This window comes from Streptomyces sp. NPDC093546 (assembly GCF_044765045.1).
GTDB lineage: Bacteria > Actinomycetota > Actinomycetes > Streptomycetales > Streptomycetaceae > Streptomyces.
In genome coordinates, this window is the sequence record NZ_JBIWJG010000001.1 from 432,466 (window position 1) to 457,896 (window position 25,431).

General features: G+C 71.8%; 22 protein-coding genes. 14 read left to right on the forward strand and 8 right to left on the reverse strand.

Annotated elements, in window-relative coordinates; all coding sequences use genetic code 11:
• Positions 1-119: 119 nt before the first annotated feature.
• On the forward strand, positions 120-1,679 hold the full coding sequence (locus ACIRNI_RS01860) for a polysaccharide lyase family 1 protein (protein ID WP_403547434.1): 1,560 nt from the start codon (positions 120-122) through the stop codon (positions 1,677-1,679).
• A gap of 30 nt (positions 1,680-1,709) precedes the next feature.
• On the opposite strand, the gene ACIRNI_RS01865 is transcribed toward ACIRNI_RS01860, so the two are convergent.
• Positions 1,710-2,162: a MarR family winged helix-turn-helix transcriptional regulator gene (locus ACIRNI_RS01865; protein WP_403547436.1), complete on the reverse strand. Its 453-nt coding sequence runs from the start codon at positions 2,160-2,162 to the stop codon at positions 1,710-1,712.
• 130 nt (positions 2,163-2,292) lie between these two features.
• Between ACIRNI_RS01865 and ACIRNI_RS01870 the strand changes: the two genes are divergently transcribed.
• A complete protein-coding gene (locus ACIRNI_RS01870; protein WP_403547438.1) occupies positions 2,293-3,183 on the forward strand; it encodes an MBL fold metallo-hydrolase in 891 nt (296 codons plus the stop codon).
• Positions 3,184-3,199: 16 nt separating this feature from the next.
• Positions 3,200-4,474, forward strand: coding sequence for an MFS transporter (locus ACIRNI_RS01875; protein WP_403547439.1), 1,275 nt, complete (start codon positions 3,200-3,202; stop codon positions 4,472-4,474).
• Positions 4,475-4,541: 67 nt separating this feature from the next.
• On the opposite strand, the gene ACIRNI_RS01880 is transcribed toward ACIRNI_RS01875, so the two are convergent.
• The 3 genes from ACIRNI_RS01880 to ACIRNI_RS01890 all read right to left on the reverse strand — a co-directional run bounded on the left by ACIRNI_RS01880 (position 4,542) and on the right by ACIRNI_RS01890 (position 7,034).
• A complete protein-coding gene (locus ACIRNI_RS01880) occupies positions 4,542-4,736 on the reverse strand; it encodes a DUF6191 domain-containing protein (protein ID WP_403547441.1) in 195 nt (64 codons plus the stop codon).
• A 13-nt stretch (positions 4,737-4,749) separates the two neighbouring features.
• A complete protein-coding gene (locus tag ACIRNI_RS01885) occupies positions 4,750-5,928 on the reverse strand; it encodes a PQQ-dependent sugar dehydrogenase (RefSeq protein WP_403547443.1) in 1,179 nt (392 codons plus the stop codon).
• An 86-nt stretch (positions 5,929-6,014) separates the two neighbouring features.
• Positions 6,015-7,034, reverse strand: coding sequence for an aldo/keto reductase (locus ACIRNI_RS01890; protein WP_355363405.1), 1,020 nt, complete (start codon positions 7,032-7,034; stop codon positions 6,015-6,017).
• 48 nt (positions 7,035-7,082) lie between these two features.
• Between ACIRNI_RS01890 and ACIRNI_RS01895 the strand changes: the two genes are divergently transcribed.
• The 6 genes from ACIRNI_RS01895 (at position 7,083) to serA (ending at position 16,944) form a co-directional block, all read left to right on the forward strand.
• A complete protein-coding gene (locus tag ACIRNI_RS01895; protein ID WP_403547445.1) occupies positions 7,083-8,033 on the forward strand; it encodes a 2-hydroxyacid dehydrogenase in 951 nt (316 codons plus the stop codon).
• A 408-nt stretch (positions 8,034-8,441) separates the two neighbouring features.
• A complete protein-coding gene (locus tag ACIRNI_RS01900) occupies positions 8,442-11,351 on the forward strand; it encodes a putative bifunctional diguanylate cyclase/phosphodiesterase (RefSeq protein ID WP_403547785.1) in 2,910 nt (969 codons plus the stop codon).
• Positions 11,352-11,571: 220 nt separating this feature from the next.
• Positions 11,572-13,431 (forward strand): acetolactate synthase large subunit, encoded by a 1,860-nt coding sequence (locus tag ACIRNI_RS01905; protein WP_355363401.1) that lies wholly within the window; start codon positions 11,572-11,574, stop codon positions 13,429-13,431.
• A gap of 21 nt (positions 13,432-13,452) precedes the next feature.
• Complete coding sequence (gene ilvN, locus ACIRNI_RS01910) at positions 13,453-13,977, forward strand: acetolactate synthase small subunit (RefSeq protein WP_019889675.1); 525 nt, start codon at positions 13,453-13,455, stop codon at positions 13,975-13,977.
• Positions 13,978-14,082: 105 nt separating this feature from the next.
• Entirely contained in the window at positions 14,083-15,084 is a 1,002-nt protein-coding gene (gene ilvC, locus ACIRNI_RS01915; RefSeq protein WP_403547447.1) for a ketol-acid reductoisomerase, read from the forward strand.
• Positions 15,085-15,342: 258 nt separating this feature from the next.
• Positions 15,343-16,944: a phosphoglycerate dehydrogenase gene (gene serA / locus ACIRNI_RS01920; protein ID WP_403547449.1), complete on the forward strand. Its 1,602-nt coding sequence runs from the start codon at positions 15,343-15,345 to the stop codon at positions 16,942-16,944.
• 195 nt (positions 16,945-17,139) lie between these two features.
• Here the strand turns inward: serA and ACIRNI_RS01925 are convergent, their stop codons facing one another.
• Positions 17,140-18,381 carry a PucR family transcriptional regulator gene (locus ACIRNI_RS01925; protein WP_403547451.1) on the reverse strand — a complete coding sequence of 414 codons (1,242 nt, stop codon included), beginning with the start codon at positions 18,379-18,381 and terminating at the stop codon, positions 17,140-17,142.
• A 174-nt stretch (positions 18,382-18,555) separates the two neighbouring features.
• Here ACIRNI_RS01925 and ACIRNI_RS01930 point away from each other — a divergent pair, with 174 nt between their 5' ends.
• The 4 genes from ACIRNI_RS01930 to ACIRNI_RS01945 all read left to right on the forward strand — a co-directional run bounded on the left by ACIRNI_RS01930 (position 18,556) and on the right by ACIRNI_RS01945 (position 22,720).
• Positions 18,556-19,482: a proline dehydrogenase family protein gene (locus tag ACIRNI_RS01930; protein WP_403547453.1), complete on the forward strand. Its 927-nt coding sequence runs from the start codon at positions 18,556-18,558 to the stop codon at positions 19,480-19,482.
• A gap of 17 nt (positions 19,483-19,499) precedes the next feature.
• Positions 19,500-21,131: an L-glutamate gamma-semialdehyde dehydrogenase gene (gene pruA / locus ACIRNI_RS01935; protein ID WP_403547455.1), complete on the forward strand. Its 1,632-nt coding sequence runs from the start codon at positions 19,500-19,502 to the stop codon at positions 21,129-21,131.
• Positions 21,132-21,284: 153 nt separating this feature from the next.
• Entirely contained in the window at positions 21,285-22,319 is a 1,035-nt protein-coding gene (locus ACIRNI_RS01940; protein ID WP_403547457.1) for a S1 family peptidase, read from the forward strand.
• A 50-nt stretch (positions 22,320-22,369) separates the two neighbouring features.
• Positions 22,370-22,720 carry a hypothetical protein gene (locus ACIRNI_RS01945; RefSeq protein ID WP_403547459.1) on the forward strand — a complete coding sequence of 117 codons (351 nt, stop codon included), beginning with the start codon at positions 22,370-22,372 and terminating at the stop codon, positions 22,718-22,720.
• Positions 22,721-22,732: 12 nt separating this feature from the next.
• Here ACIRNI_RS01945 and ACIRNI_RS01950 read toward each other — a convergent pair whose 3' ends face one another.
• The 3 genes from ACIRNI_RS01950 to ACIRNI_RS01960 form a co-directional block, all read right to left on the reverse strand.
• Positions 22,733-23,437 (reverse strand): nitroreductase family protein, encoded by a 705-nt coding sequence (locus tag ACIRNI_RS01950; RefSeq protein ID WP_403547461.1) that lies wholly within the window; start codon positions 23,435-23,437, stop codon positions 22,733-22,735.
• Between the two features lie 87 nt (positions 23,438-23,524).
• The gene (locus ACIRNI_RS01955; protein WP_403547462.1) at positions 23,525-24,052 is read right to left on the reverse strand and encodes a hypothetical protein; all 528 of its coding nucleotides are present in this window, start codon (positions 24,050-24,052) and stop codon (positions 23,525-23,527) included.
• Positions 24,053-24,132: 80 nt separating this feature from the next.
• Positions 24,133-24,684, reverse strand: coding sequence for a DinB family protein (locus ACIRNI_RS01960; RefSeq protein WP_403547464.1), 552 nt, complete (start codon positions 24,682-24,684; stop codon positions 24,133-24,135).
• 126 nt (positions 24,685-24,810) lie between these two features.
• Here ACIRNI_RS01960 and ACIRNI_RS01965 point away from each other — a divergent pair, with 126 nt between their 5' ends.
• On the forward strand, positions 24,811-25,428 hold the full coding sequence (locus ACIRNI_RS01965) for a DUF1707 domain-containing protein (protein ID WP_403547466.1): 618 nt from the start codon (positions 24,811-24,813) through the stop codon (positions 25,426-25,428).
• The last annotated feature ends 3 nt before the right edge of the window (positions 25,429-25,431 follow it).

The window sequence follows — 25,431 nt, forward strand, 5'->3', positions numbered from 1 at the left end:
TGCGGGTTCAACCAAGGCAGCCCTACTCTCCCGCTAGTAAGCGCTTTCTGTGGGCCGCGTACATGACATGTGCACGACAGAACGCGCGGCGAGGTATTCGACCAAAGGGACGGGCGAGGATGAGGAAGAGACGAACAACCGCACTGCGACTCTCCGCGGCGCTGACCACCACGGCCCTCGCGGCCGCGGCCGGTGTGACGCTGTCGGTGCCCGAGGCGTCGGCGGCGACCGGCGGCGCCACCGGCTACGCCACCCAGAACGGCGGGACCACCGGCGGTGCGGGCGGCCAGACCGTGCGGGCCACCACGGGAACCGCGATCCACGCAGCCCTCTGTGGCCGGGCCAGCAGCAGCACCCCGATCACCATCCAGGTCGAGGGCACCATCAACCACGGCAACACCAGCAAGGTGTCGGGCACCAGCTGCAGCACCGCCGACGGCGTGATCGAGCTCAAGCAGATCAGCAACGTCACGATCGTCGGCGTCGGCGGAGGCGCCGTCTTCGACCAACTGGGCATCCACATACGGGACTCCCGCAACATCATCATCCAGAACGTGACCGTCCGGAACGTCAAGAAGTCCGGCTCACCCCTCTCCAACGGCGGTGACGCCATCGGCATGGAGAGCAACGTCCGCAACGTCTGGGTCGACCACGTCACCCTGGAGGCCTCGGGCGGGGAGTCGGAGGGGTACGACGGCCTCTTCGACATGAAGGACAACACCCAGTACGTGACCCTGTCCTACAGCGTCCTGCGCAACTCCGGCCGCGGTGGCCTCATCGGGTCCAGCGAGAGCGACCTCTCGAACGGCTTCGTCACCTTCCACCACAACCTGTACGAGAACATCGACTCCCGCGCACCGCTGCTGCGCGGCGGCACGGCCCACATCTACAACAACCACTACGTGCGCCTCAACGACTCCGGCATCAACTCCCGTGCCGGCGCCCGCGCCAAGGTGGACAACAACTACTTCAAGGACTCCAAGGACGTCCTGGGCACCTTCTACACCGACGCGGCCGGCTACTGGCAGGTGAGCGGCAACGTCTTCGACAACGTGACCTGGTCCAGCCCCGGCACCGACAACAACCCGGCCGGCCCCAACCCCCAGTCGAACACCACGGTCGCCATCCCGTACGCGTACACCCTCGACCAGGCCTCCTGCGTACCGGGCGTCGTGAGCCAGACGGCGGGCGCCAACAAGGGCCTGCGGGTGTCGGACGGCTCCTGCTCGCCGCAGAACCCGACCCCGACCCCGACGCCGACCCCCACCCCGACCCCCACTCCCACCCCGACGCCGACGCCGACCCAGCCGGGCGGGACCAACCTCAGCATCGGGGCCGGCTCCGACGGCTCCAGCAAGGCCGACGGGACCAGCTACGGCAACGTCCGGGACGGTGACATGGCCACCTACTGGTCGCCGGCCGGCGCGACCGGCTCCGTCTCGATCAAGTGGGGCTCGCCGACCACGGTGTCCCTGATCAACATCCGGGAGGCGACGGGCGCCACCGGCCGGATCGGTACCTGGCGGGTCCTCAACGCCGACACCGGCACCGTCCTGGCCTCCGGAAGCGGGGCGGGCGCCATCACCGTGCCCCGGACCTCGCTCAGCAAGATCACCTTCGAGATCACCGGCTCGACCGCCACGCCCCGGGTCGCCGAGTTCGAGACCTACGCCGGATAGCGGCACGCTCCCGCCGCGCCCGGTGACGGCTCAGGAGCGGGTGACGGCCTGTTCGAGCAGGCCCTGGAGGACTCCCTGCTGCTCGGCGGTGAGGCCGGCCAGCGGGGAGTCCCGCATGAGGAGTTCAAGAAGCCGCTCCCGCAGAGCCTCGCCCTCCGCGGTGAGTACGAGGTGCTTGGCGCGGCGGTCGGTCGGGTGGGCGCGGCGCTCGACCAGGCCCTGCTTCTCCAGCTTGTCGATGACGAAGGTGGCGTTGGACGGCTCGCAGCTCATGCGTTCGGCGAGCTCCCGCATCGTCATCGGCCCGGTCATCTCTCGCAGCGCGGTCGCCTGGGCCGCGGTGAGACCCAGTGTGACGGCGCGTTCGCGCACGTGCTCGGTGATGCGCTGGGCCAGCCCGTTCACCAGACCGCACAGCTCGCGCTCGGCGGCGGCCCGCGTCTCCTGCTGTGCTTCTGGCTGCGTTTCCGGCTCCTTCGTCATGCGCCCATGCTAGCAAGTTCATCAAGCCAGAATAATTAAAGCTTGCATGGTTCTAGCTTGATGTATATGGTGGCGTCGTCGCTCCGCAGCGGAGCGGCGACGCCACCAACAGCCAGTAGGGGAGAGGGCGATGACGAACGCCATGGTGGAGCGGGGCGAGCGGTCGCGACGGCCGGCGGACATCCGTTCGGTGCGGTTGGGCGAGGTGAAGGTGACGTACGTACCGGACGGCGCCGTGCGGCTCAGGCCGCGCGATCTGCTCCCGGACACCACCGAAGCCGTGTGGGCCGCCCGACCGGAGCTCCTGGACGAGTCCGGCTTCCTGGTGGCGAGCATCGGCGGCCTGCTGGTGGAGCACGGCGACCGCGCTCTCCTGATCGACGCGGGGTTCGGCCCGCGCGAGTGGCCGGCCGACCCGCAGGGCCCGCGCGGCCGGATCCACGGCGGCACCCTCCTGGACAGCCTGGCCCGACTCGGTCGCCGCCCCGAGGACGTCGAGGCCGTGGCCTTCACCCACCTCCACCCCGACCACACCGGCTGGGCCTCGCACCCCGCCCCGGGCACGGACCGGTTCGCCTTCGCGCACGCCACCCACCTGGTGACCGAAGAGGAATGGGCCCAGCACATGGCATCGGCGGCACAAGGCGACGCGGACGAGGACGTCGCCGCCCTGGCGCCCCGCGTCCGTACGGTGGCGGACGGCGAGGAGGTGTTCCCCGGCGTGCGGGTACGGATCACCCCTGGACACACCGCCGGACACGCCGAGTACACCATCACCTCGGCCGGACAGCGGTTGATCGCCTTCGGCGACGCCTTGCACTCCCCGATCCAGGTCGACCACCCGGAGTGGTCGGCGACCTTCGACGGCGACCCCGTCCGGTCCGCGGCCCACCGCCACCGTCTCGTCGCCGAGTTGGAGCGCCCCGACACGATCGGCTTCGGCATCCACTTCGCCGACGTGCAGTTCGGGCGGGTCCGGCGCGGTGGCGACGGCCCCGCCTGGCGCGCCCTGGACGCCTGACCCGGCGGGACGACCGGTGACCACGACCACCCTCACGCGCGAACTGCCCACGCATCCGCGCACCACGTACTGGCCGGGCCTCGTCGCCACCGTGTTGACCGCGACGGTCACGGTGATGCCCGGCTTCACCGTCGGCGTCCTCGCCCCGGCGATCGAACGGGACCTGCATGTCTCCCGTACCGGCATCGGGCTGGCGATCAGCGCCTTCTACGCCGCCACCGCGCTCGGCTCGCCGCTGGCCAAGCGAGGGGCCGCCCGCCTGCCCGCGCCCGTGGTGCTCGCGGTCGCCGCGCTGGCCGCCTCCGCCGTACTGCTCATCGCAGCCGGGGCGGACGGCCTCGCGACCATGGCGGCGGCCCTGGTGGCCGGGGGGCTGACCAACGGGCTCGTCCAGCCCGCGGCGGGCAGGCTGATCGCCGCCCGCGTCCCCGGGCACCGGCGCTCGCTTGCCGCCGGTGCGGTCGGCGCGGCGCTGGGCGCGGCCACGCTCGTCCCCGGCCTGCTCCTCGCTCTGGTCGTCCCGGACCACGGCTGGCGTACGGCGATGGTGATCGCCGGGCTGGTCGCCCTCGCCCCGGTCGCGCTCACCCCGCTGGCCCGCGTCCCGCCCGCGGTGCCTCCGGAACCCACCTCCACCCGACACGCCAACCCCACCCGACACGCCAACCCCACCCGACACGCCAACCCCACCCGACACACCAACCCCACCCACGCCACCACCGCACGCGGGACGACCGGCGGAGTATTGGCGCTGTGGGCCCTGGCCGCAGCCCTGTCGGCCACCGGCAACAACGCGGTGGCCACGTACTTCGTCCAACTGGGCACCCACTCCGGGCTGCCCGCCCCGCTCATCGGGAACCTGCTCTCGCTCAGCGCCCTGGTCGCCATCGCCGTCCGGCTCGTCGCCGGCGCCCTCACCGATCGCGCGCCCCGCCGCAACCCGGCGGTGATCGCCGCCATGATGTTCGCCGGCGGCGCCGGCCTCGCCCTCATCGCGATCGGTACCCCGACGGCCTTCGCCCTCGGCGCCGCGCTGGCCTTCTCCGCCGGATGGGGCTGGACGGGACTGCTGCTCGCCACCACGCTGCGGCTGGTCGCCGACCGGGCCGAGGACGCCGGCCACACCGTCCAGACCGGCCTCTACGCGGGTGCCGCCATCGCCCCGTACGCCTTCGCCGCGGTGTCCGGTGCCCTCGGCTACACCGGCGCGGCCCTCCTCGCCGCCACGGCCGCGTTCGCAGCGGCCGCCGCCATGGCCGCCGGGGCACGCCTCGCGCGACGCCTCGGCTAGAGGCCCGCGGGGGGAGAGGTCCGGAGGGCGCCCGGCCTCCCCGGTCTCCCCGGTTTCCGGCGCGCGACTACCGGGCCTCCTCCGCCGGGGCATCGGCCACCGGGGCCTCGGCGCGGATCGTGACCTTGCCCGAGGAGAGGTCTATCGGTCCGCGCGAGGGGTCGTTGTCCCCGAGGTCCTCGCGGGTGAGCGCGAGGCGGCGCTCCTCGTCGCGGGTGTGCTTGCGTCCCGGTGCGAAGAGCTCCTCCATCAGGTTGAACACTGGCTGCCGCCTCTCAGGTCACCTCCAGCAGGAGGATCTTGTCGTCGCCCGGCTCCGGCGTGCCCCTGGTGTCCGTCTCGCTCGTGACCAGCCAGAGTCTGTTCCCACCGGCCGACAGCACCGTGCGCAGCCGGCCGTACTCCTCTCCCAGGAACGCCTGCGGCTGCGCGGAAGGTTCCGCTCCGGCCAGCGGGACGCGCCACAGCCGCTCGCCCCGCAGCCCCGCCATCCACACCGAGCCCTCCGCGACGGCGATCCCGCTCGGCGAGGCCTCGGCCGGCTTCCACTCGGCCACCGGGTCGACGAACCCCGACCGCCCGGCCTTGCCCTCCGCCTCCGGCCAGCCGTAGTTCGCGCCCGGCCGGATCGCGTTCAGCTCGTCCCAGGTGTTCTGCCCGAACTCGGCCGCCCACAGCCGCTTGTCCGCGTCCCACGCGAGCCCCTGCACATTGCGGTGCCCCCACGAGTAGACGACGGAGTCCGCCGAGGGGTTGCCGTGGACCGGCTGCCCGTCCGGCGTCATCCGCAGGATCTTGCCGCCCAGGGACGCCTTGTCCTGCGCCAGGCCCGTCTCCCCCGTCTCGCCCGTGCCCGCGTACAGCATCTTGTCCGGGCCGAAGGCGATGCGCCCGCCGTTGTGGACGGTCCCCTTCGGGATGCCGCGCAGGACGGTGTCCGGCGCGCCGAGCTGCTGACCGGCCGGCTTCTTCTCGTCGTACAGCATCCGGGCGATGCGGTTGTCCGACTCGGTGGTGAAGTACGCGTAGACGAGGTGGTCGGAGGCGTACGAAGGCGAGAGCGCGAGGCCCATCAGACCACCCTCGCCCGCCGGGGCCACCCCGGGCACGGAGCCGAGCACGGTCTGCTCGCCGCTCTCCCCGTCGACGCGCGTAATCGTGCCCTCGTCCCGCGAGGAGACCAGCAGATCGCCGTCGGGCAGCGCGGCGAGCCCCCACGGCGACTTCAACCCCTCCGTGAGGGTCCGCACCACCTTCGCCGTGCCCTTCGCGGGCGGCCCTGCGGGGGACGGCGAGGCGGCGGAGCCGGGGGAGGCGGGCGGGGACGTGGCCGGGGAGGCGGCGCTCCGCCCGTCCGTCGGGCCGCCCCCGCCGCCCCCCGAACAACCGGTGGTGAACACGAGCGCGGCAGCGGCCGACACGGCCAACACGGCCGTCGCAGCAGGACGTTGCACGGTACGAATCCCTTCGAGAACGGCGGTGCGAGCTGTATGACCTCTTGATACACCGCCCACGCCGATCAGGTTCCCACCGCGTGCGGTCAGTCCCACGAACCCTGCGCCGGAGGCAGCGCCGCGATCTCCGCGAGGTCCCGCGGCGTCAGGCTCAACGCGGCCGCGCCCGCGTTCTCCACCGCCCACCGCTCGTGCTTCGTCCCCGGCACGGGCACCACGTGCCGCCCCCGCGACAGCGCCCACGCCAGCGCCACCTGCGCCGGTGTCACCCCGGCCTCGGGCCCGCCGTGCCGCGCGGCGACCCTGCGCAGGCCCGCCACCACCGGCTGGTTCGCCGCCATCATCTCGGCCGTGAACCGCGGGTGCCGGGCCCGCAGGTCCTCCGGCTCGAAACCGCCGCCCGGCGTCAGCGTCCCGGTCAGGAAGCCGTTGCCCAGCGGCATCGCCGCCAGGAACCCCACACCCCGCGCCTCGCACCACGGCAGCAGCCGCCGCAGCGCCTCCGGCGACCACACCGACAGCTCCGCCTGCACGGCGCTCACCGGGAAGACCTGCTGCACCCGCTCCAGCTGGCGAATCGTTCCGTCATAGAGGTCCGCACCCGGACCGCCCGCCCCGCGCCGCCTCGACCGCACCGCCATCGCGCACAGCCCCAGCGCCCGCACCTTCCCGGCCGTCACCAGCTCCGCCATCGCGCCCCACGTCTCCTCGACGGGCACCTCCGGATCGGCGCGGTGCAGCTGGTACAGGTCGATGACGTCCGTCTGGAGCCGCCGCAGCGAGGCGTCGCATGCCCGCCGCACATACCCGGGGCGGCCGTTGGCCACGATGTGCTGGTCGCCCACCAGCAGTCCGCACTTCGTCGACACGAAGGCGTCCGCCCGCCGCTCCTTAAGTACCCGCCCCAGTAGCAGCTCATTGGTGAAGGGCCCGTACATGTCGGCCGTGTCGAGCAGGGTCACACCGGCGTCGAGCGCGGCGTGCACGGTGCGCAGGGAGCGCTCGCCGTGCTGCTGCGAGGCGCTGTAGGCCCAGCTCATCGGCATGCAGCCCAGGCCGATCGCCCCGACCTCGAGCGCTGTCGCCCCGATTGTCCTGCGCTCCAACTCCCCGTACCCCCTGCTCGTGCCGTTTCCCAAACTAACCTCCTGACCATGACTGCTGACGTGTGGCTCCCCGTTCCCGCCGACGAGATCGACGGCCTGCCCGCCTCCGCCGAATCCGGCCTGACCTACCGGTTCTGGGACGGCGGCCCGGACTTCCCGGCCGCCCCCGCCGACTGCGTCTTCTACGTCGTGCCCTACATGAAGGGCAGCGAGATCGCGGTGCGCCCGCTCGCCGCCATGACCTCCGTACGCGTCGTCCAGACCCTCTCGGCCGGAATAGACCACGTGGTCCCGGGCCTGGGCTCGCTGCGGCCCGGTGTGGCGCTGTGCAACGCCAAGGGCGTCCACGAGGCCAGCACCGCCGAGCTCACCCTGGCGCTGATCCTCGCCTCGCTGCGCGGCATCCCCGGCTTCGTACGCGGCCAGGACCGGGAGGAGTGGCGGGCCGGTTTCTACCCGGCGCTCGCGGACAAGTCCGTACTGATCGTGGGGTACGGATCCATCGGCGCCGCCATCGACGACCGGCTCGCGCCCTTCGAGTGCGCGCGGGTCATGCGCGTCGCGCGCTCCGCCCGCACCACCGAGCGCGGGCCCGTGCACGCGCTCACCGACCTGCCCTCGCTCCTCCCGCAGGCCGACGTGGTCGTCCTCGCCACCCCGCTCACCCCCGAGACCCGCCACCTCGCCGACGCGGGGTTCCTGGGCCGCATGAAGGACGGCGCCCTCCTCGTGAACGTCTCCCGCGGCCCGGTCCTCGACACGGACGCTCTCCTCGCCGAGACCGAGCGCGGCCGGATCACCGCCGCCCTGGACGTCACCGACCCCGAGCCGCTGCCCGCCGGACACCCGCTGTGGCACGCGCCCGGCGTGCTGATCAGCCCCCACGTCGGCGGCTCCACCTCCGCCTTCATGCCCCGCGCCAAGCGGCTGCTGGCCGAGCAGCTCACCCTCTTCGCCAAGGGAGAGCCCCTGCGGAACGAGGTGCTCACTACCACGTGAACACGCTCCGCAGCGGAACGCGCGCGGTACGCACCCGTAACTCCGATGATCGTCACGGAGCGTAGATAGGCCCTGTCCCTGAGTGACGGATCTGGTGTATCGTCCCGATCTGGGGGCACGCGTCGATACGGAATGACGCAGGGGAGCGACGTGATTGCCGATCAGAATCCGAGGGGGGCGACGGGCGATGCACGGTCGATGGACCAACGAACCGACGCGACGGGGCACTCGGCTGCGATCCCGCCGCACACCGGTCAGCACAGCGGACAGCACATCGGTCAGCACATCGGTCAGCACAGCGGACAGCGCGCCGCCCGGCGCACCGGTCCGCACACCTGCCGGCGCGTCGGCGCCCGCGTCGGCGCCGTTCCGGCCGCCCCAGCGCCGCCCGCTCGCCGGGGCGTTCCGATGAGCGCCCCCGGGATGGTGATCGAGCGCCCGGCCGTCGCCCAGGGCGGCGGCCCCGGTCCGGGAGCGGGCGGCGAGCCCGGCGGCGCGGGCAGCCTGCTCTGCCAGTTCGCCCTCGCCCTCGTCTGCGCGGCCTACGCCACCGGCGCCGCCCTCGGCTGGGGCTCCGACAAGATGGCCCAGGTGATGGGCGACTTCGGCCTCAGCGCCGCCGCCGTCACCGCGTCCGTCTCCTGTTTCCTGTACGCACGCGCGCGGGGCAGCCGCTTCCGCCCGGCCTGGCTCCTGTTCGCGTTCTCCTCCGCCATGGCCGCCGCCGGGAACTGCGTCTGGGGCTGGTACGAAGTCGTCCTGGGCCGGCCCGTGCCGAGCCCGTCCCTCGCCGACCTGTTCTTCCTGCTCTTCGCGCCGCCCGCCATCGTCGGGCTGCTCGTCCTCGCCAAGCGCCCGGTCACCCGGGCGGGCTGGGTCTGCCTCGGGCTGGACTCCTGGCTCATCGGCGGCTCCCTGCTCACCTTGTCCTGGAGCCTGGCCCTCACGCACACGGCCCGGTTCGAGGGGGAGAGCGTCGCCCACGCCGCGCTCTCGCTCGCGTACCCGCTGCTCGACATCGTGCTGGTCAGCATGGTCCTGGCGCTGCACTTCCGGCGCTCCCAGGCCAACCGCTCCGCCGTCCACACGGCCATCGCGGCCCTCGCGCTGACCGTCCTGTGCGACGCCCTGTTCACCTCGCCGCTGCTGCGCGAGAACTACCGCTCCGGCCAGCTGCTGGACGCCGGCTGGTTCGCCGGGTCGCTGCTCCTCGCGTACGCCCCCTGGGGCGCGCGCCGCACCGTCGAGAGCGCCGCACCGCCGCGCGGCCCGCGCCACCTGGGGCACCCGCGCCACCCGGGCCGGCCCATCGCCGGCTCCCTCGCCGCCCTCACGCCGTATCTGGCGGCGGCCGTCTGCACCCTGGGGATCCTCTACAACGTCATCGAGGGCCGCCGCGTGGACCGCGTCGTGGTCTTCACCGGCTGCACCGTCGTCCTCGCCCTCGTCGTACGGCAGGGCATCATGCTCGTCGACAACATCGCCCTCACCCACGAACTGGCCCAGAAGGAGAACCACTTCCGGTCCCTCGTGCAGGGCTCCAGCGACGTCATCATGATCGCCGCGCCCACCGGTGTCCTGCGCTACGTCAGTCCCGCCGCGTCCGGGGTGTACGGGCGCGAGGCCGACGAGCTCATCGGCTCGGAGCTCGCCTCCCTCATCCACCCCGACGACCTCGGAGCCGTGGTCCACGAGGTGCGGCGGTTCCTGGCCGCTCCTCCTTCGGAGGAGCCCACGACCCGGATCGAGTGCCGCTTCAAGTCGGGCACCGGCGACTGGCTCAACGTCGAGTCCACCGTCAACCGCCACCAGGGCGGCCTGATCTTCAACAGCCGGGACGTCACCGAGCGGGTCCGCCTCCAGGCCCAGCTCCAGCACAACGCCGAACACGACCCGCTCACCGAGCTGCCCAACCGCGCCCTGTTCACCAAGCGCGTCCGCCAGGCCCTCAGCGGCCGCCGGGCCGGCGACTCCGGCGCCGCCGTGCTCTTCATCGACCTCGACGGCTTCAAGGGCGTCAACGACCGGCTCGGCCACCAGGCCGGCGACGAGCTGCTCATCCAGGCCGCCCGCCGCCTCCAGGACTCCGTACGGGCCGGGGACACCGCCGCCCGGCTCGGCGGCGACGAGTTCGCCGCGCTCATCCTCGGCGACGGCGGCCACCAACAGGGCGCACGCGAGATGCAGGTCCACGAGATCGCCGACCGCCTGCGCCTCACGCTCTCGGAGCCGTACCGCGTCGAGGGTCAGGAGGTGCGCGTGGCCGCCTCCATCGGCGTCGCCTTCGCCGAGCCCGGCATCAGCGCCGGGGACCTCCTGCGCAACGCCGACCTCGCCATGTACCGCGCCAAGGCGGGCGGCAAGAACCGCGTCGAGCTGTACGCCCCCCAGATGCAGGCCGAGGTCGTCCGCCGTACGGCCCTGGCCACCCGGCTGCGCAGCGCGCTGAAGGACGGCGAGTTCGCGCTGCTGCACCAGCCCGTGGTCAACCTCGCCACCGGCCGGGTCGCCGCCGTCGCCGCCCAGGCCCGCTGGCGCTCCGCGCAGGGCATCCTCTTCACCCCGGCGGAGTACCTGCGGGGCGCCGAGGACGGCGAGCGCACCGGCGAGCTCAACCGCTGGCTGCTCGAAGCGGCCGTCGAGCAGGCCGCCGAGCGCGGCCGCAGCGGCCACCACGTGCCCGTCACCGTCCGCCTCCCGGCCCGGGGGCTGCTCGACCGGTCCCTGCCGCTGTCGACCGTCGAAACGCTGCTCGGCCGGCACGCGCTGCCCTCCGGCTCCCTGATCATCGAGCTCGCCGACAGCGATCCGCGGCTCTCCTTCGACGAGCTGGAGCACCGCCTGGTGGCCCTGCGCCGCCTGGGTGTACGCATCGCCCTCGACGGTTTCGGCAGCGGATACGCCGCCATCACCGCGCTCCGCCGCCTCCCCGTGGACATACTGAAACTGGACAGAGGTCTGGTCGAAGGTGTGGTCGAGTCACCCCGGCTGCACAAGATCACCAGTGGGCTGCTCCGCATCGCCTGCGACCTCGGCATGCAGTCGGTGGCCGAAGGCGTGGACGCACCGGAGCAGGTGCCGGTGCTGCGCGCGATGGGATGCACGCATGGACAGGGATTGGCCTTCTCCGGGCCGCTCGACGAGTACCGGCTGCGCCGTGCGCTGGTCCGGGACGCCTTCCCGGTGCCCGGCGGCGGCCTCGCCCACCCCGGCCTTCCCGTCCTCACCGGCTCCACCGTGCCCGCGGCCCTGCCCGTCCTGCCCACGGCCCTTCCCTCGATGCGCTCACATAATGAGACGCGCATCCCACCCACTTGACACTGATGGTGCGCCGGGTGGAGGGTCAATGCCATGCGCACCCGAATTCTCGTACTTGGAAAGCGCGTCGGCTGAGCACGGCCCCTCGACGGCCGTGCGGACCCACACCGGCGCGCTCCCCTCGCTTGCCTCACGGCACGAGGGGTTTTTTGTTGCACTGGCACCTCGCCGAACCAGCTAAACCCACGCAAAAACCCTCAGCTTCGAGAAGAGAATGCCGATGACCGAGCAGGCCACCGGGGCCCACCATCCGCAGCCGCGGCCCCGTACCGGCGGACAGGGACCGTCCTCCGCCACCGTTGAGCACGTCACGGGTGCGCAGTCCCTCATCCGCTCTCTCGAGGAAGTGGGCGCCGACACGGTATTCGGCATCCCCGGCGGCGCCATCCTCCCCGCCTACGACCCGATGATGGACTCCACCCGGGTCCGTCACATCCTGGTCCGCCACGAGCAGGGCGCGGGCCACGCCGCGACCGGCTACGCCCAGGCCACCGGCAAGGTCGGCGTCTGCATGGCGACCTCGGGACCCGGCGCCACCAACCTGGTCACCCCGATCGCCGACGCCCACATGGACTCCGTCCCGCTGGTCGCGATCACCGGTCAGGTCGCCTCCAAGGCGATCGGCACGGACGCCTTCCAGGAGGCGGACATCTGCGGCATCACCATGCCGATCACCAAGCACAACTTCCTGGTCACCAAGGCCGAGGACATCCCGAAGACGATCGCCGAGGCGTTCCACATCGCCTCCACCGGCCGCCCCGGCCCGGTGCTGGTCGACATCGCCAAGGACGCCCTCCAGGCCAAGACCGTCTTCAGCTGGCCGCCGCAGCTGGACCTGCCCGGCTACCGTCCGGTCACCAAGCCGCACGCCAAGCAGATCCGCGAGGCCGCCAAGCTCATCACCCAGGCCAAGCGCCCCGTCCTGTACGTCGGCGGCGGCGTCCTCAAGGCCGGCGCCACCGCCGAGCTGAAGGTCCTGGCCGAGCTCACCCAGGCCCCGGTCACCACCACCCTGATGGCCCTGGGCGCCTTCCCCGACAGCCACCCGCTGCACGTCGGCATGCCCGGCATGCACGGCGCCGTCACGGCCGTCACCGCGTTGCAGAAGGCCGACCTGATCGTCGCCCTCGGCGCCCGCTTCGACGACCGCGTCACCGGCAAGCTGGACAGCTTCGCGCCGTTCGCCAAGATCGTCCACGCGGACATCGACCCGGCCGAGATCGGCAAGAACCGCGCCGCCGACGTCCCGATCGTGGGCGACGCCCGCGAGGTCATCGCCGACCTGGTCCAGGCCGTCCAGGCCGAGCACACCGAGGGCAACGCCGGCGACTACAGCGCCTGGTGGAAGGACCTCAACCGCTGGCGCGAGACCTACCCCCTCGGCTACGACCAGCCCGAGGACGGCACCCTCGCCCCGCAGCAGGTCATCCAGCGCATCGGCCAGCTCGCCCCGGAGGGCACCATCTACGCGGCCGGCGTCGGCCAGCACCAGATGTGGGCCGCCCACTTCATCGACTACGAGAAGCCGGCGACCTGGCTGAACTCCGGCGGCGCCGGAACGATGGGCTACGCCGTCCCGGCCGCCATGGGCGCCAAGGCCGGCATGCCGGACCGCACGGTCTGGGCCATCGACGGCGACGGCTGCTTCCAGATGACCAACCAGGAGCTGGTCACCTGCGCGCTGAACAACATCCCGATCAAGGTCGCCATCATCAACAACGGCGCCCTCGGGATGGTCCGCCAGTGGCAGACCCTCTTCTACAACCAGCGCTACTCCAACACCGTGCTGCACTCCGGCCCGGAGGCCACCGGCAAGGAGCCCAGCGCCGGCACCCGCATCCCGGACTTCGTGAAGCTGTCCGAGGCCATGGGCTGCGTCGCGCTGCGCTGCGAGCGCCCGGAGGACCTGGACAAGGTCATCGCCGAGGCCAACGCCATCAACGACCGCCCGGTCGTCATCGACTTCATCGTCCACGAGGACGCCCAGGTGTGGCCCATGGTCGCCGCCGGCACCTCCAACGACGAGGTCATGGCCGCCCGCGGCGTCCGCCCCGACTTCGGCGACAGCGAAGACGACTGAGAGAGAGCTGAGTCAAGAAACATGTCCAAGCACACGCTCTCCGTCCTGGTGGAGAACACCCCCGGCATCCTCGCCCGGATCGCCGCCCTGTTCTCCCGCCGCGGCTTCAACATCGACTCGCTCGCCGTCGGTGTCACCGAGCACCCCGACATCTCCCGCATCACCATCGTGGTCAATGTCGAGGACCTGCCGCTGGAGCAGGTGACCAAGCAGCTCAACAAGCTGGTCAACGTCCTGAAGATCGTCGAACTCGAGCCCAGCGCCGCGATCCAGCGCGAGCTCGTCCTGGTGAAGGTCCGCGCCGACAACGAGACCCGCTCCCAGATCGTCGAGATCGTCCAGCTGTTCCGCGCCAAGACCGTGGACGTCTCACCCGAGGCGGTCACCATCGAGGCCACCGGTTCGAGTGACAAGCTCGACGCCATGCTGAAGATGCTGGAGCAGTTCGGCATCAAGGAGCTGGTCCAGTCCGGCACGATCGCCATAGGGCGTGGCGCCCGGTCCATCACCGACCGCAGCCTGCGGGCCCTGGACCGTTCCGCGTAAGCCTTCCGCGCAACCCTGGTTTCTCGCGTAGCGAGACCCCTCAACTTTCACATCCCTCCCCGCCGTACGGTGGGACGCACCATCAGCACACCAAGGAGAAACCCAGTGGCCGAGCTGTTCTACGACGACGACGCCGACCTGTCCATCATCCAGGGCCGCAAGGTCGCGGTGATCGGTTACGGCAGCCAGGGCCACGCCCACGCGCTGTCGCTCCGTGACTCGGGTGTCGACGTCCGCGTCGGTCTGCACGAGGGCTCGAAGTCCAAGGCCAAGGCCGAGGAGCAGGGCCTGCGCGTGGTCACGCCGGCCGAGGCCGCGGCCGAGGCCGACGTCATCATGATCCTGATCCCGGACCCGATCCAGGCCCAGGTCTACGAGGCGTCCATCAAGGACAACCTCAAGGACGGCGACGCCCTGTTCTTCGCCCACGGCTTCAACGTCCGCTTCGGCTTCATCAAGCCCCCGGCCGGCGTCGACGTCGCGCTCGTCGCCCCGAAGGGCCCGGGCCACCTGGTCCGCCGCCAGTACGAGGAGGGCCGCGGCGTCCCGGCGATCGCCGCCGTCGAGCAGGACGCCACCGGCAACGCCTTCGCGCTCGCCCTGTCGTACGCCAAGGCCATCGGCGGCACCCGCGCGGGCGTCATCAAGACGACCTTCACCGAGGAGACCGAGACCGACCTCTTCGGCGAGCAGGCCGTGCTGTGCGGCGGCGCCAGCGCCCTGGTGAAGGCGGGCTTCGAGACCCTGGTCGAGGCCGGCTACCAGCCGGAGATCGCGTACTTCGAGTGCCTCCACGAGCTGAAGCTGATCGTGGACCTGATGTACGAGGGCGGCCTGGAGAAGATGCGCTGGTCGGTCTCCGAGACCGCCGAGTGGGGCGACTACGTCACCGGCCCCCGCATCGTCACCGACGCCACCAAGGCCGAGATGAAGAAGGTCCTCGCCGAGATCCAGGACGGCACGTTCGCCAAGAACTGGATGGACGAGTACCACGGCGGTCTGAAGAAGTACAACGAGTACAAGACCCAGGACTCGCAGCACCTGCTGGAGACCACCGGCAAGGAGCTGCGCAAGCTCATGAGCTGGGTGGACGACGAGGAGGCGTAAGCCTCTTGGCGGCGGGTCCGGAGGAGCGCTCCGGCCCGCCGCCTTCGTGTCGCTCGGGGTTGGGTCGGGGTTGGACACCGAGGCCAACCACGGATGGGTGATCCTTCCGCAGTGGCGGAAAAGAAGCCCCTCATCCGCACTACACTTCTGAACAACAACGCGTCAGGCCCACAGCGTCGTGCGTCTTCCACGCGGCATGCCCCCTCCACCGCCTGCGGCCGTCGGGACGGCCTCCGCACTGGACTTGTGAGGACTCACGTGAGCTCGCACCCCACGAAAAAGCCGGTTGTACTCATCGCTGAAGAGCTGTCGCCCGCCACTGTCGACGCGCTGGGTCCGGACTTCGACATCCGGCACTGCAACGGCGCCGACCGGGCCGAACTGCTCCCCGCCATCGCGGACGTGGACGCGATCCTGGTGCGCTCCGCGACCAAGGTCGACTCCGAGGCCATCGCCGCCGCCAAGCGGCTGAAGGTCATCGCCCGCGCCGGCGTCGGCCTCGACAACGTCGACGTCTCCGCCTCCACCAAGGCCGGCGTGATGGTCGTCAACGCGCCGACCTCCAACATCGTCACCGCCGCCGAGCTCGCGTGCGGCCTGCTCATCGCCACCGCGCGCAACATTCCGCAGGCCAACACCGCCCTCAAGAACGGCGAGTGGAAGCGCAGCAAGTACACCGGCGTCGAGCTCAGCGAGAAGACCCTCGGCGTCGTCGGTCTCGGCCGCATCGGCGTCCTGGTCGCGCAGCGCATGTCGGCCTTCGGCATGAAGATCGTCGCGTACGACCCCTACGTCCAGCCGGCGCGCGCCGCCCAGATGGGCGTCAAGCTCCTCTCCCTGGACGAGCTGCTGGAGGTCTCCGACTTCATCACGGTCCACCTGCCGAAGACCCCCGAGACGCTCGGCCTCATCGGCGACGAGGCGCTGCACAAGGTCAAGCCGACCGTGCGCATCGTCAACGCCGCGCGCGGCGGGATCGTCGACGAGGCGGCGCTGTACGCGGCGCTCAAGGAGGGCCGCGTCGCGGGCGCGGGCCTCGACGTGTACGCGAAGGAGCCGTGCACCGACTCCCCGCTGTTCGAGCTCGACCAGGTGGTGTGCACCCCGCACCTCGGCGCGTCGACGGACGAGGCGCAGGAGAAGGCCGGTATCGCGGTCGCCCGCTCGGTGCGCCTCGCGCTCGCCGGTGAGCTCGTGCCGGACGCGGTCAACGTCCAGGGCGGTGTCATCGCCGAGGACGTCAAGCCGGGCCTGCCGCTCGCCGAGCACCTCGGCCGGATCTTCACCGCGCTGGCGGGCGAGGTCGCCGTACGACTGGACGTCGAGGTCTACGGCGAGATCACCCAGCACGACGTCAAGGTGCTGGAGCTCTCCGCGCTCAAGGGCGTCTTCGAGGACGTCGTCGACGAGACCGTCTCGTACGTCAACGCCCCGCTGTTCGCGCAGGAGCGCGGCGTCGAGGTCCGCCTCACCACCAGCTCCGAGTCCCCCGACCACCGCAACGTGGTCACCGTGCGCGGCACGCTCTCCGACGGCGAGGAGGTCGCGGTCTCCGGCACCCTGGCCGGCCCGAAGCACCTCCAGAAGATCGTCGCCGTCGGCGACTACGACGTCGACCTCGCGCTCGCCGACCACATGGTCGTCCTGCGGTACGAGGACCGTCCCGGTGTCGTCGGCACCGTGGGCCGCATCCTCGGCGAGGCCGGGCTCAACATCGCCGGCATGCAGGTCGCCCGTGCGGCCGAGGGCGGCGAGGCGCTCGCGGTCCTCACCGTCGACGACACCGTGCCGCAGCAGGTCCTGAACGAGGTCGCGGAGGAGATCGGCGCCACGTCGGCCCGCTCGGTGAACCTGGCCTGACCTTCCGTACGTCTCCGTACGTTCCCGCACCCGGCCCGTGGAAAGCTCCGCGGGCCGGGTGCGTTGCTGTTCGCGCCGGACGGCACCGCAGCGAGAGGCCGGTTACCTCACCGCCGAGGAGCTGAAGGCGTCCCTGGACGGCGACCGCCGTATCGACTGCGAGGAGTACGCGCAGTTCGACCTGGGGACCTCTGCTCACAGCCGGTGGGACTTGAGCGCCATGTGGAGCAGGAGCCGGTCCTCGCCCTCGTCGAGGTCGAGGCCGGTCAGCTGCTCCACGCGTGAGAGGCGGTAGTAGAGCGTCTGCCGGTGGATGCCCAGGGCCGCCGCCGTGCGGCCCGCCTGGCCCGCGCAGTCGAGGAACACCTCGGCCGTGCGGGCCAGTTCCGTATGGGCGGGTGCGAGCAGGGTGCGGACCGCCGGGTCGGAGGGCGTGGCCGCCGGGAGGGACGTCAGGAACCGGTACGGTCCGATTGACGCCCACGGGGCGAGTGGTCCCAGCCGGGGCTGGGCCATGGCCGCACGGGCGGCGGACGTCGCCTCCCGCCACGCCCCCGCGAGGTCGCCCAGCCCGCGCCGAGGGTCGGCCACCCCGGCGACGACGCCGTCACCGGCGCTCCTCCCGGCCGCGCCGCGCGCCGCCCACGCGGCCGCGGGCGTGGCGGCGGACGAGGTCGGCGACGCGCCGCCGGCCGCGTCCCGGAGACGGGCGGCCGCGGTGAGCGCGGGGGCCGGGGCGTCGGCCGAGCGGAGCCGGATCAGGGCGGCGAGAGCCTGGGGGCCGTGGGCCGACTGCGGGGCCTCCCGCCCCGGCCACGGCAGCGTGCACAGGGCCGCCGCGCCCGGCGCGATGCGTACCGACGGGGTGTCCGCGCCCGGCCACGGGGCCACGCACACCAGCGCGTGCACCCCCTCCGCGTCCGGGCCCAGGGCCGTGCGCAGCGCCGCCAGCGCCATGTCGTACTGCCAGCCCCGCTCGGCCGTGAGCACCGCGCGCAGCTCGCGCGAGAGGTCGGCGCCCGCGCGCTCCTCGTCCGCCAGCAGCGCGCCGATCCGGGAGGCCACCTCCATGGCCGCCGTCAGCCGTTCGGGCGAAGGCCCCGGGTCGGCGTCGAGGAGCCATACGTAGCCGAGGGCGACACCCCGGTGGCGTACCGGGAGACAGATCCGGCCGCGGTAGACGCCCGCGTCCGGGGCGGCGGGGATGCGGACCGGGCCGGTCGCCCGCGTGATGCCGAAGCCCTCGAACCAGGCGCGCACCGCGGGCGTGGACTTCCGGGTCAGGATCGACCGCGTCCGGACGGGGTCCATCGCGGAGTCGTCGTCGCTGTCGTGCGCGCCGAAGGCGATCAGCCCGAAATCCCGGTTCTCCAGCGTCGCGGGGGCGCCCAGCAGCGCCGAGATCTCATCGACCAGGTCCTGGTAATCCGCCTTCACCCGGACATTCTGTCACCCCTCTCAGACAGATGTATGAGATGTGGGGCACGGATGCGTGACAGCTGTCGATGGCAGCGCATCCGCGCGATCCTTAGGTTTCACGGTGGTTCTCCGTGCTGTTGCGGATCTGTTCCGGAACGGCCCCCTTCCATCCGTGTTCCGTGGAGGTGCCCCGTGCTGGGTCCCGTGATCCTCGCCGCGTCGCGCAGCGACAAGATGCGCCGTTTCGTCTCTGCCGCCCCGGGCACCAAGCAGGTCGTCGCCCGCTTCATCGCGGGCGAGACGGTCGACCAGGTCGTCCCGATCGTCGAGGAGACCATCGCCAAGGGCCTGGAAGTCACCCTGGACGTCGTCGGCGAGGACATCACGACCCGGGAGCAGGCCTACGCCGCCCGCGACGCCTACATGGAGCTGATCGAGCGCCTCGAGGACCTCGGCCTGGGCGCCAAGGCCGAGATGTCGGTGAAGCTGTCGATGTTCGGCCAGTCCCTGGAGGGCGGCCACGAGCTGGCGCTCACCAACGTCCGCCAGGTCGTCGAGGCCGCCGCCTCCATCGGCACCACCGTGACGCTGGACGCGGAGGACCACACCACCCTCGACTCGATGTTCGCCATCCACGAGGAGCTGCGGAAGGACTTCCCGCAGACGGGCTGCGTCATCCAGGCGTACCTCTTCCGCACCGAGGAGGACGCCCGCCGCCTCGCCGCGAACGGCAGCCGCGTACGGATCGTGAAGGGCGCCTACAAGGAGCCCGCCGAGGTCGCGTACCAGGACAAGCACGAGATCGACAAGGCGTACGTCCGGATCCTGAAGATCCTGATGGAGGGCGACGGCTACCCGATGATCGGGTCCCACGACCCGCGGCTCATCGCCGTCGGCCAGGAGCTCGCGCGCCGCGCCGGGCGCAAACTGGACGAGTACGAGTTCCAGATGCTGTACGGGATCCGCAGCGACGAGCACGTGCGGCTCGCCGCCGAGGGGCACCGGATGCGCGTCTACACCGCGTACGGAACGGACTGGTACGGGTACTTCATGCGCCGCCTCGCGGAGAAGCCGGCCAACCTGCTGTTCTTCGTCCGCTCGATGATCACCAAGAACTAAGAGGAGATTCGGAACCCATGGACGCTGTGACCCAGGTCCCCGCTCCGGTCAACGAGCCGGTCCACACCTACGCCCCCGGCTCGGCCGAGCGCATCCGCCTCGAGGCCAAGCTCAAGGAGCTCGCCGAGAACCCGATCGACCTGCCGATGACCATCGGCGGCGTCAAGCGGATGGGCGGCGGTGAGCGCGTCGACGTCGTACAGCCGCACAACCACGCCAAGGTCCTCGGCACCTTCGCGGCCGCCACGCAGGCGGACGCCCAGGACGCCATCGACGCGGCCCTCGCCGCCGCCCCGGCGTGGCGCGCGATGTCCTTCGACGACCGCGCGGCGATCATCCTGCGCGCCGCCGAGCTGCTGGCCGGCCCGTGGCGCGAGACCATGGCCGCCTCGACCATGCTCGGCCAGTCCAAGACCGCCCAGCAGGCCGAGATCGACACGCCGTGCGAGCTCGTCGACTTCTGGCGCTTCAACGTCAAGTACGCCCGCGACCTGCTCGCCGAGCAGCCGCCGGCCAACTCCCCGGGTGTCTGGAACCGCCTCGACCACCGCCCGCTGGAGGGCTTCGTCTACGCGATCACGCCCTTCAACTTCACGGCCATCGCGGGCAACCTCCCCACCGCCCCGGCGCTCATGGGCAACGTGGTGGTCTGGAAGCCGTCCCCGACGCAGACCCACGCCGCCGTGCTGCTCATGGAGCTGCTGGAGGAGGCCGGGCTGCCCAAGGGCGTCATCAACCTGGTGACGGGCGACGGCATCGCCGTCTCCGAGGTGGCCCTCCACCACCCGATGCTCGCCGGCATCCACTTCACCGGTTCGACCAAGACCTTCCAGCACCTGTGGAAGACGGTCGGCACCAACATCGAGAAGTACCGCTCCTACCCGCGTATCGTCGGCGAGACGGGCGGCAAGGACTTCGTCGTCGCGCACCCGAGCGCCGACCGCGCCGTTCTGAAGACCGCGCTGACCCGCGGCGCCTTCGAGTTCCAGGGCCAGAAGTGCTCGGCGACCTCGCGCGCGTACATCCCGGCCTCGATCTGGAACTCCGGCTTCAAGGAGGAGTTCGCCACCGAGGTCGACGGCATCAAGATGGGTGACGTCACCGACCTGACGAACTTCATCGGCGCCGTCATCGACGAGCGGGCCTTCGCCAAGAACAAGGCCGCCATCGACCGCGCCAAGGCCGACCCGGCCTGCACGATCGTCGCGGGCGGCACGTACGACGACTCGGTCGGCTACTTCGTCCGCCCGACCGTCATCGCGTGCACCGACCCCGAGAACGAGGTCTTCACGACCGAGTACTTCGGCCCGATCCTCGCGGTGTACGTGTACGAGGACGACCAGTACGACGCGATGCTGGAGCAGATGGAGTCGGTGTCGGCGTACGCCCTGACCGGCTCGGTCATCGCCAACGACCGCGCCGCCGCCGCGTACACGATGGAGAAGCTGCGGTACGCCGCGGGCAACTTCTACATCAACGACAAGTCGACCGGCGCCGTCGTCGGCCAGCAGCCCTTCGGCGGTGGCCGCGCCTCCGGTACGAACGACAAGGCGGGCGCCCCGCAGAACCTGATGCGCTGGACGCTGACCCGCGCCATCAAGGAGACGCTGGTCCCGCCGACGGACTACACGTACCCGCACATGGGCTGATCTCCGCCCCCTGAGCGCCGCCCCCGTCCCGGCCCCCACGCCGGACGGGGGCGGCTTTCTGCGCGCACGCGTGCGCGCACCCTTGTGCTCATGTGATGAACATGTCAAATTCCCGAGTACCCCACCCGTCATTCACGACGAAGGAGACCCGGGATGAGACGACGCACCACCCGTGCGCGCATCGCCCTGTCCGCCGCACTCGTCTTAGGCTCGCTCGGCTTCGGCGCCACCCCCGCCGGAGCCGCGGACCCCGTCAGCGTCCACGCCGTCGACTCCGCCGTCGAGCGGGAGCTCGGCGCCGACAGCGCCGGTACGTACGTCGAGGGCGGCCGGCTGATCGCCACCGTCACCTCCGAGGCCGCCGCCGAGCGGGCCCGCGCAGCCGGGGCCGTGCCGCGGATCGTCGAGCGCGGCGCCGCCGAACTCGACGCCGCCATGGCCGCACTGGAGTCCCGGGCGAAGATACCCGGCACCTCCTGGGGCCTGGACCCGCGCACCAACCAGATCGCCGTCGAGGCCGACTCCTCCGTCTCGGCCCGCGACATGGCCCGGCTCCGGAAGGTCGCCGCCTCGCTCGACGGAGCGGTGCGCGTCAGCCGCGTCCCGGGCGTCTTCACGCGCGAGGTGGCGGGCGGCGACGCCGTTTACGGCGGCGGCTACCGCTGCTCGGCGGCCTTCAACGTCCAGAAGGGGAGCACCAAGTACTTCCTGACGGCCGGGCACTGCACCAACGCCGCCTCCAGCTGGTCGGCCACGTCCGGCGGCGCGCAGATCGGCGTCCGGGAAGGCACCAGCTTCCCCACGAACGACTACGGCCTCGTGCGCTACACCAACACGGCCAACACGCCCGGCAGCGTCACCCTCCACAACGGCTCCTTCCAGGACATCGCCTCCGCGGCGGACGCGGTCGTGGGCCAGGCCATCAAGAAGAGCGGCTCCACGACCAAGGTGACGAGCGGGACGGTCACCGCCGTGAACGTCACCGTCAACTACAGCGACGGCCCGGTCTACGGCATGGTCCGCACCACCGCCTGCTCCGCCGGCGGCGACAGCGGCGGCGCCCACTTCGCCGGCTCGGTCGCCCTCGGCATCCACTCCGGCAGCTCGGGCTGCACCGGTACGAACGGCTCGGCCATCCACCAGCCGGTGCGGGAGGCGCTGAGCGCGTACGGCGTCACCGTCTACTGATCCGCGCTCGCGGTCAGTTTCGGAGCGCCTCAGCCGGTTACACGCACCCCATGGCGCAGACGACGAAGACAAACCAGAAGCAGGAATCCACCACGGCCCCCAAGAAGGCCGTCCAGGACGCCGCCGAGTCCGCGCGGGGCATCGGCGGAGTGACCGCCGACAAGGCGCTCGCCACGGCGCGGACCGTGCAGCGGACCGCCGTGTCCGCCGCGTCGACGGCCGCCGAGCGGGCCGCCGGCACGGCGGGTGTCGTGTGGACGGTGGTCAAGGCCCGCAAGGCCGCCGTGGCCGGGGCGGGCGCCAGCGTCGCCACCGCCGTGGCCGGCTCCTACGTGCTCGGCCGGCGCGCGGGCCTGCGGCAGCGCGGGCCGCTGTCGCGTCTCACCGGCGGCCGGCTGTAAACCCGAGGGGCGTCAGACCTCGACCATCACCTGGTCCAGGGACTTTCGTACGAGGTCGGGCACCTCGCAGTCGTCCGCCGGATAGCCCACCGGGATGACCGCGAAGGCCTTCTCGTTCTCGGGGCGGCCCAGCACCTGGGACAGGAAGCGCATCGGGCTCGGTGTGTGCACCAGGGCCGCCAGGCCCGACAGGTGCAGGGCCGACAGCAGCATGCCGACGGCGATGCCCACCGACTCGTCCACGTAGTAGTGCTTGTGCTTGGTGCCGTCGGCGCCCAGCCAGTAGCGCTGCTGGAACACCACGATCAGGGCCGGGGCGTCCGTCAGGTGCGGCTTCACGGCGTCCGTGCCGAGCGGCCGCAGCGCCGCCAGCCACTCCTCGCCGAGCCGGCCGTCGTAGGAGACCTGCTCCTCTCGCTCGGCGGCCTGACGGATGCTCCGGCGGACGTCCGGGTCCTTGACGAGGACGAACGTCCACGGCTGCTGGTGCGCGCCGGACGGGGCGGTCGACGCGCACGCGATGGCGTCGCGCACCACCTGCTCCGGGACCGGGTCGGGCGCGAACTGCCGTACCGTACGCCGTTGGTCCATGCGCTCGCGCAGCTCCGCCGCGCGGGCCAGGGACTCGGCCGCGGACATGCGCTCGGGGCGGTACGGGACGGGGCGGTAGGGGGCGCCGTGGGTGGGCGTCCACCGTCGTTCGGTCGTGGGTGACATGAGGCCGAGTGTGCGGCGCGGATGTGGCCCACGGGAAGAGCGTGGCGCACGTACGCCGCTACCGGACGGCGTCCCGCCGCCCGTCCGTCACCGGACGTCTCCCTTCAGGACGTCGTCGCTCCACGCCGCCAGCCGCTGTTCGAGCTCGCCGTCCCCGCTCAGCACGTGCCTGGTGAACGCGTCCCGCTCGTGCGCCAGCACCGCTTCCTCCCATACGCAGGGGGCGAGACCCTGCCGCCCGGGACGCATCCGACCGGGGTCTCCGGCGGGACCGGCGAAAATCGCCAGATCGGACATGTACCCCTCGATCCAGGTGTGGACGAGGGTGTAGTCGCCGTCACCGCCGGCGTGCACGAGCAGCACGGCGAGCCCGAGGGAACCACGGGCCCCCGCCGACGCCAGGTGGTCCGCGGCGAGCTTCAGCGCCGCGGACTTCTCCCGGTCGGCCACCACACGTCCGGGCGCCTCGATCGCGTACACCTTCACGAGGTGCCCCGCCGCCTCGTGCGTACCCAACGGGGTGACGGCGCGGGCGTGGTACCCCGCGGCGAGTTCCAGCAGATCGGGCGCGGTTACGGAGGCCGGCAGCCGTCCCGGCGTCACAAGATCGGTCATACGGGCATTCTGTCCTGCGGGTTCCGTGCCGGTCGGCACCGGCCGGACGGGACTTCGACGACGCGGCCCAGGCCGTGCGCTCACACGCCGATCGCTCCGTCGATCCGCTCCCGGAGCAGGTCGGCGTGCCCGTTGTGCCGGGCGTACTCCTCGATCATGTGGATGAGCACCCAGCGCAGCGACACCGTCCCGCGCCATTCGTCGTGTCCCTCGACGTCGAGGTCGGGTGCCTCGGCGGCGAACCGTTCGGCGAAGGCCACTTCGGAACGCCACGCCTCCCACGCCTCCGCGATGACCGCGGGGTCGGACACCGCGCCGTCGAAGTCCCCGTCGGGGGCCGCACTCGACGAGAAGCGAAGGGCCGCGTCCTGCCCGGCCAGCACCTGCCGGAACCAGCGGCGCTCGACATCCGCGAGGTGCCGGATCAGACCGAGCAGCGAGAGCGTGGACGGTTCCACGGACCGCCGGGACAACTCCCCGTCCAGGCCTGCGCACTTCAGCTCCAGGGTCGCGCGCTGGGCCGCCAGGACGCTGACCAGCATGCGCCGCTCGTCCCCGGTCGCGGGGCCGCTGAACCGGCCGTCGTCCTCCGTACCCGTGAAGAATTCGGCTCTCCTGCTCAGGCTCGTCATGCTCCCATCATTCACCACACGCGCCGGACGTGGACGCCGGGCCGGGCCCAACAGGCGGTTTCCAGGCGGCGATTGAGGTGAGCGAACCCCGTCCGCTCAGCCCTCCGGCTGCGTATCCTGGTGGCCATGACCCCCCAGCCACCGGAGCCCTCTCCGCGCCGCGTCCCCTCCGGAGAGCTCCGCGCCTCTCACGACGAACGGGAAGCAGTGGTGGAGCAGCTGCGCGATGCGGCAGCCGAGGGGCGCATCGATTTCGACGAGCTGGACGCGCGCGTCGAGCAGGCGCTGACGTCCAAGACCCGCGCCGAGCTGGCTGCCCTCACCGCCGACCTGCCGACGCCGCACTCCTCCGAGGGCCGACCGCCGCTGGTGCTCAAGGGCGGCGTGTTCGGCGCCTCCGTAGGCCCCGGTCGCTGGGAGGTTCCCGGGCGCGTGATCGCTCACGGAGACGTGGGGGGTGTGAAGGTCGACTTCACCCGGGTCGAGTGCCGCCTCGCGGAGGTCGCGGTGGAGGCGTACGGGGAGACCGCCGGTGTCACGATCGTCATCCCCGACGGCTGGGCCGCGGACACCAGCGGCATGGACCCCGGTCTCGGCGGCCTGAAGGACGAGACCACCCCCGGCCGACTCCCGGGAACGCCGCTGATCAGGCTCACCGGGTCCGGCGGCATGGGGGGAGTGGTCATCCGCCACCCGAACCGCCGGGAACGGCGCAAGCTGAGCAGCAACCCGCCCGCCGACTAGAGG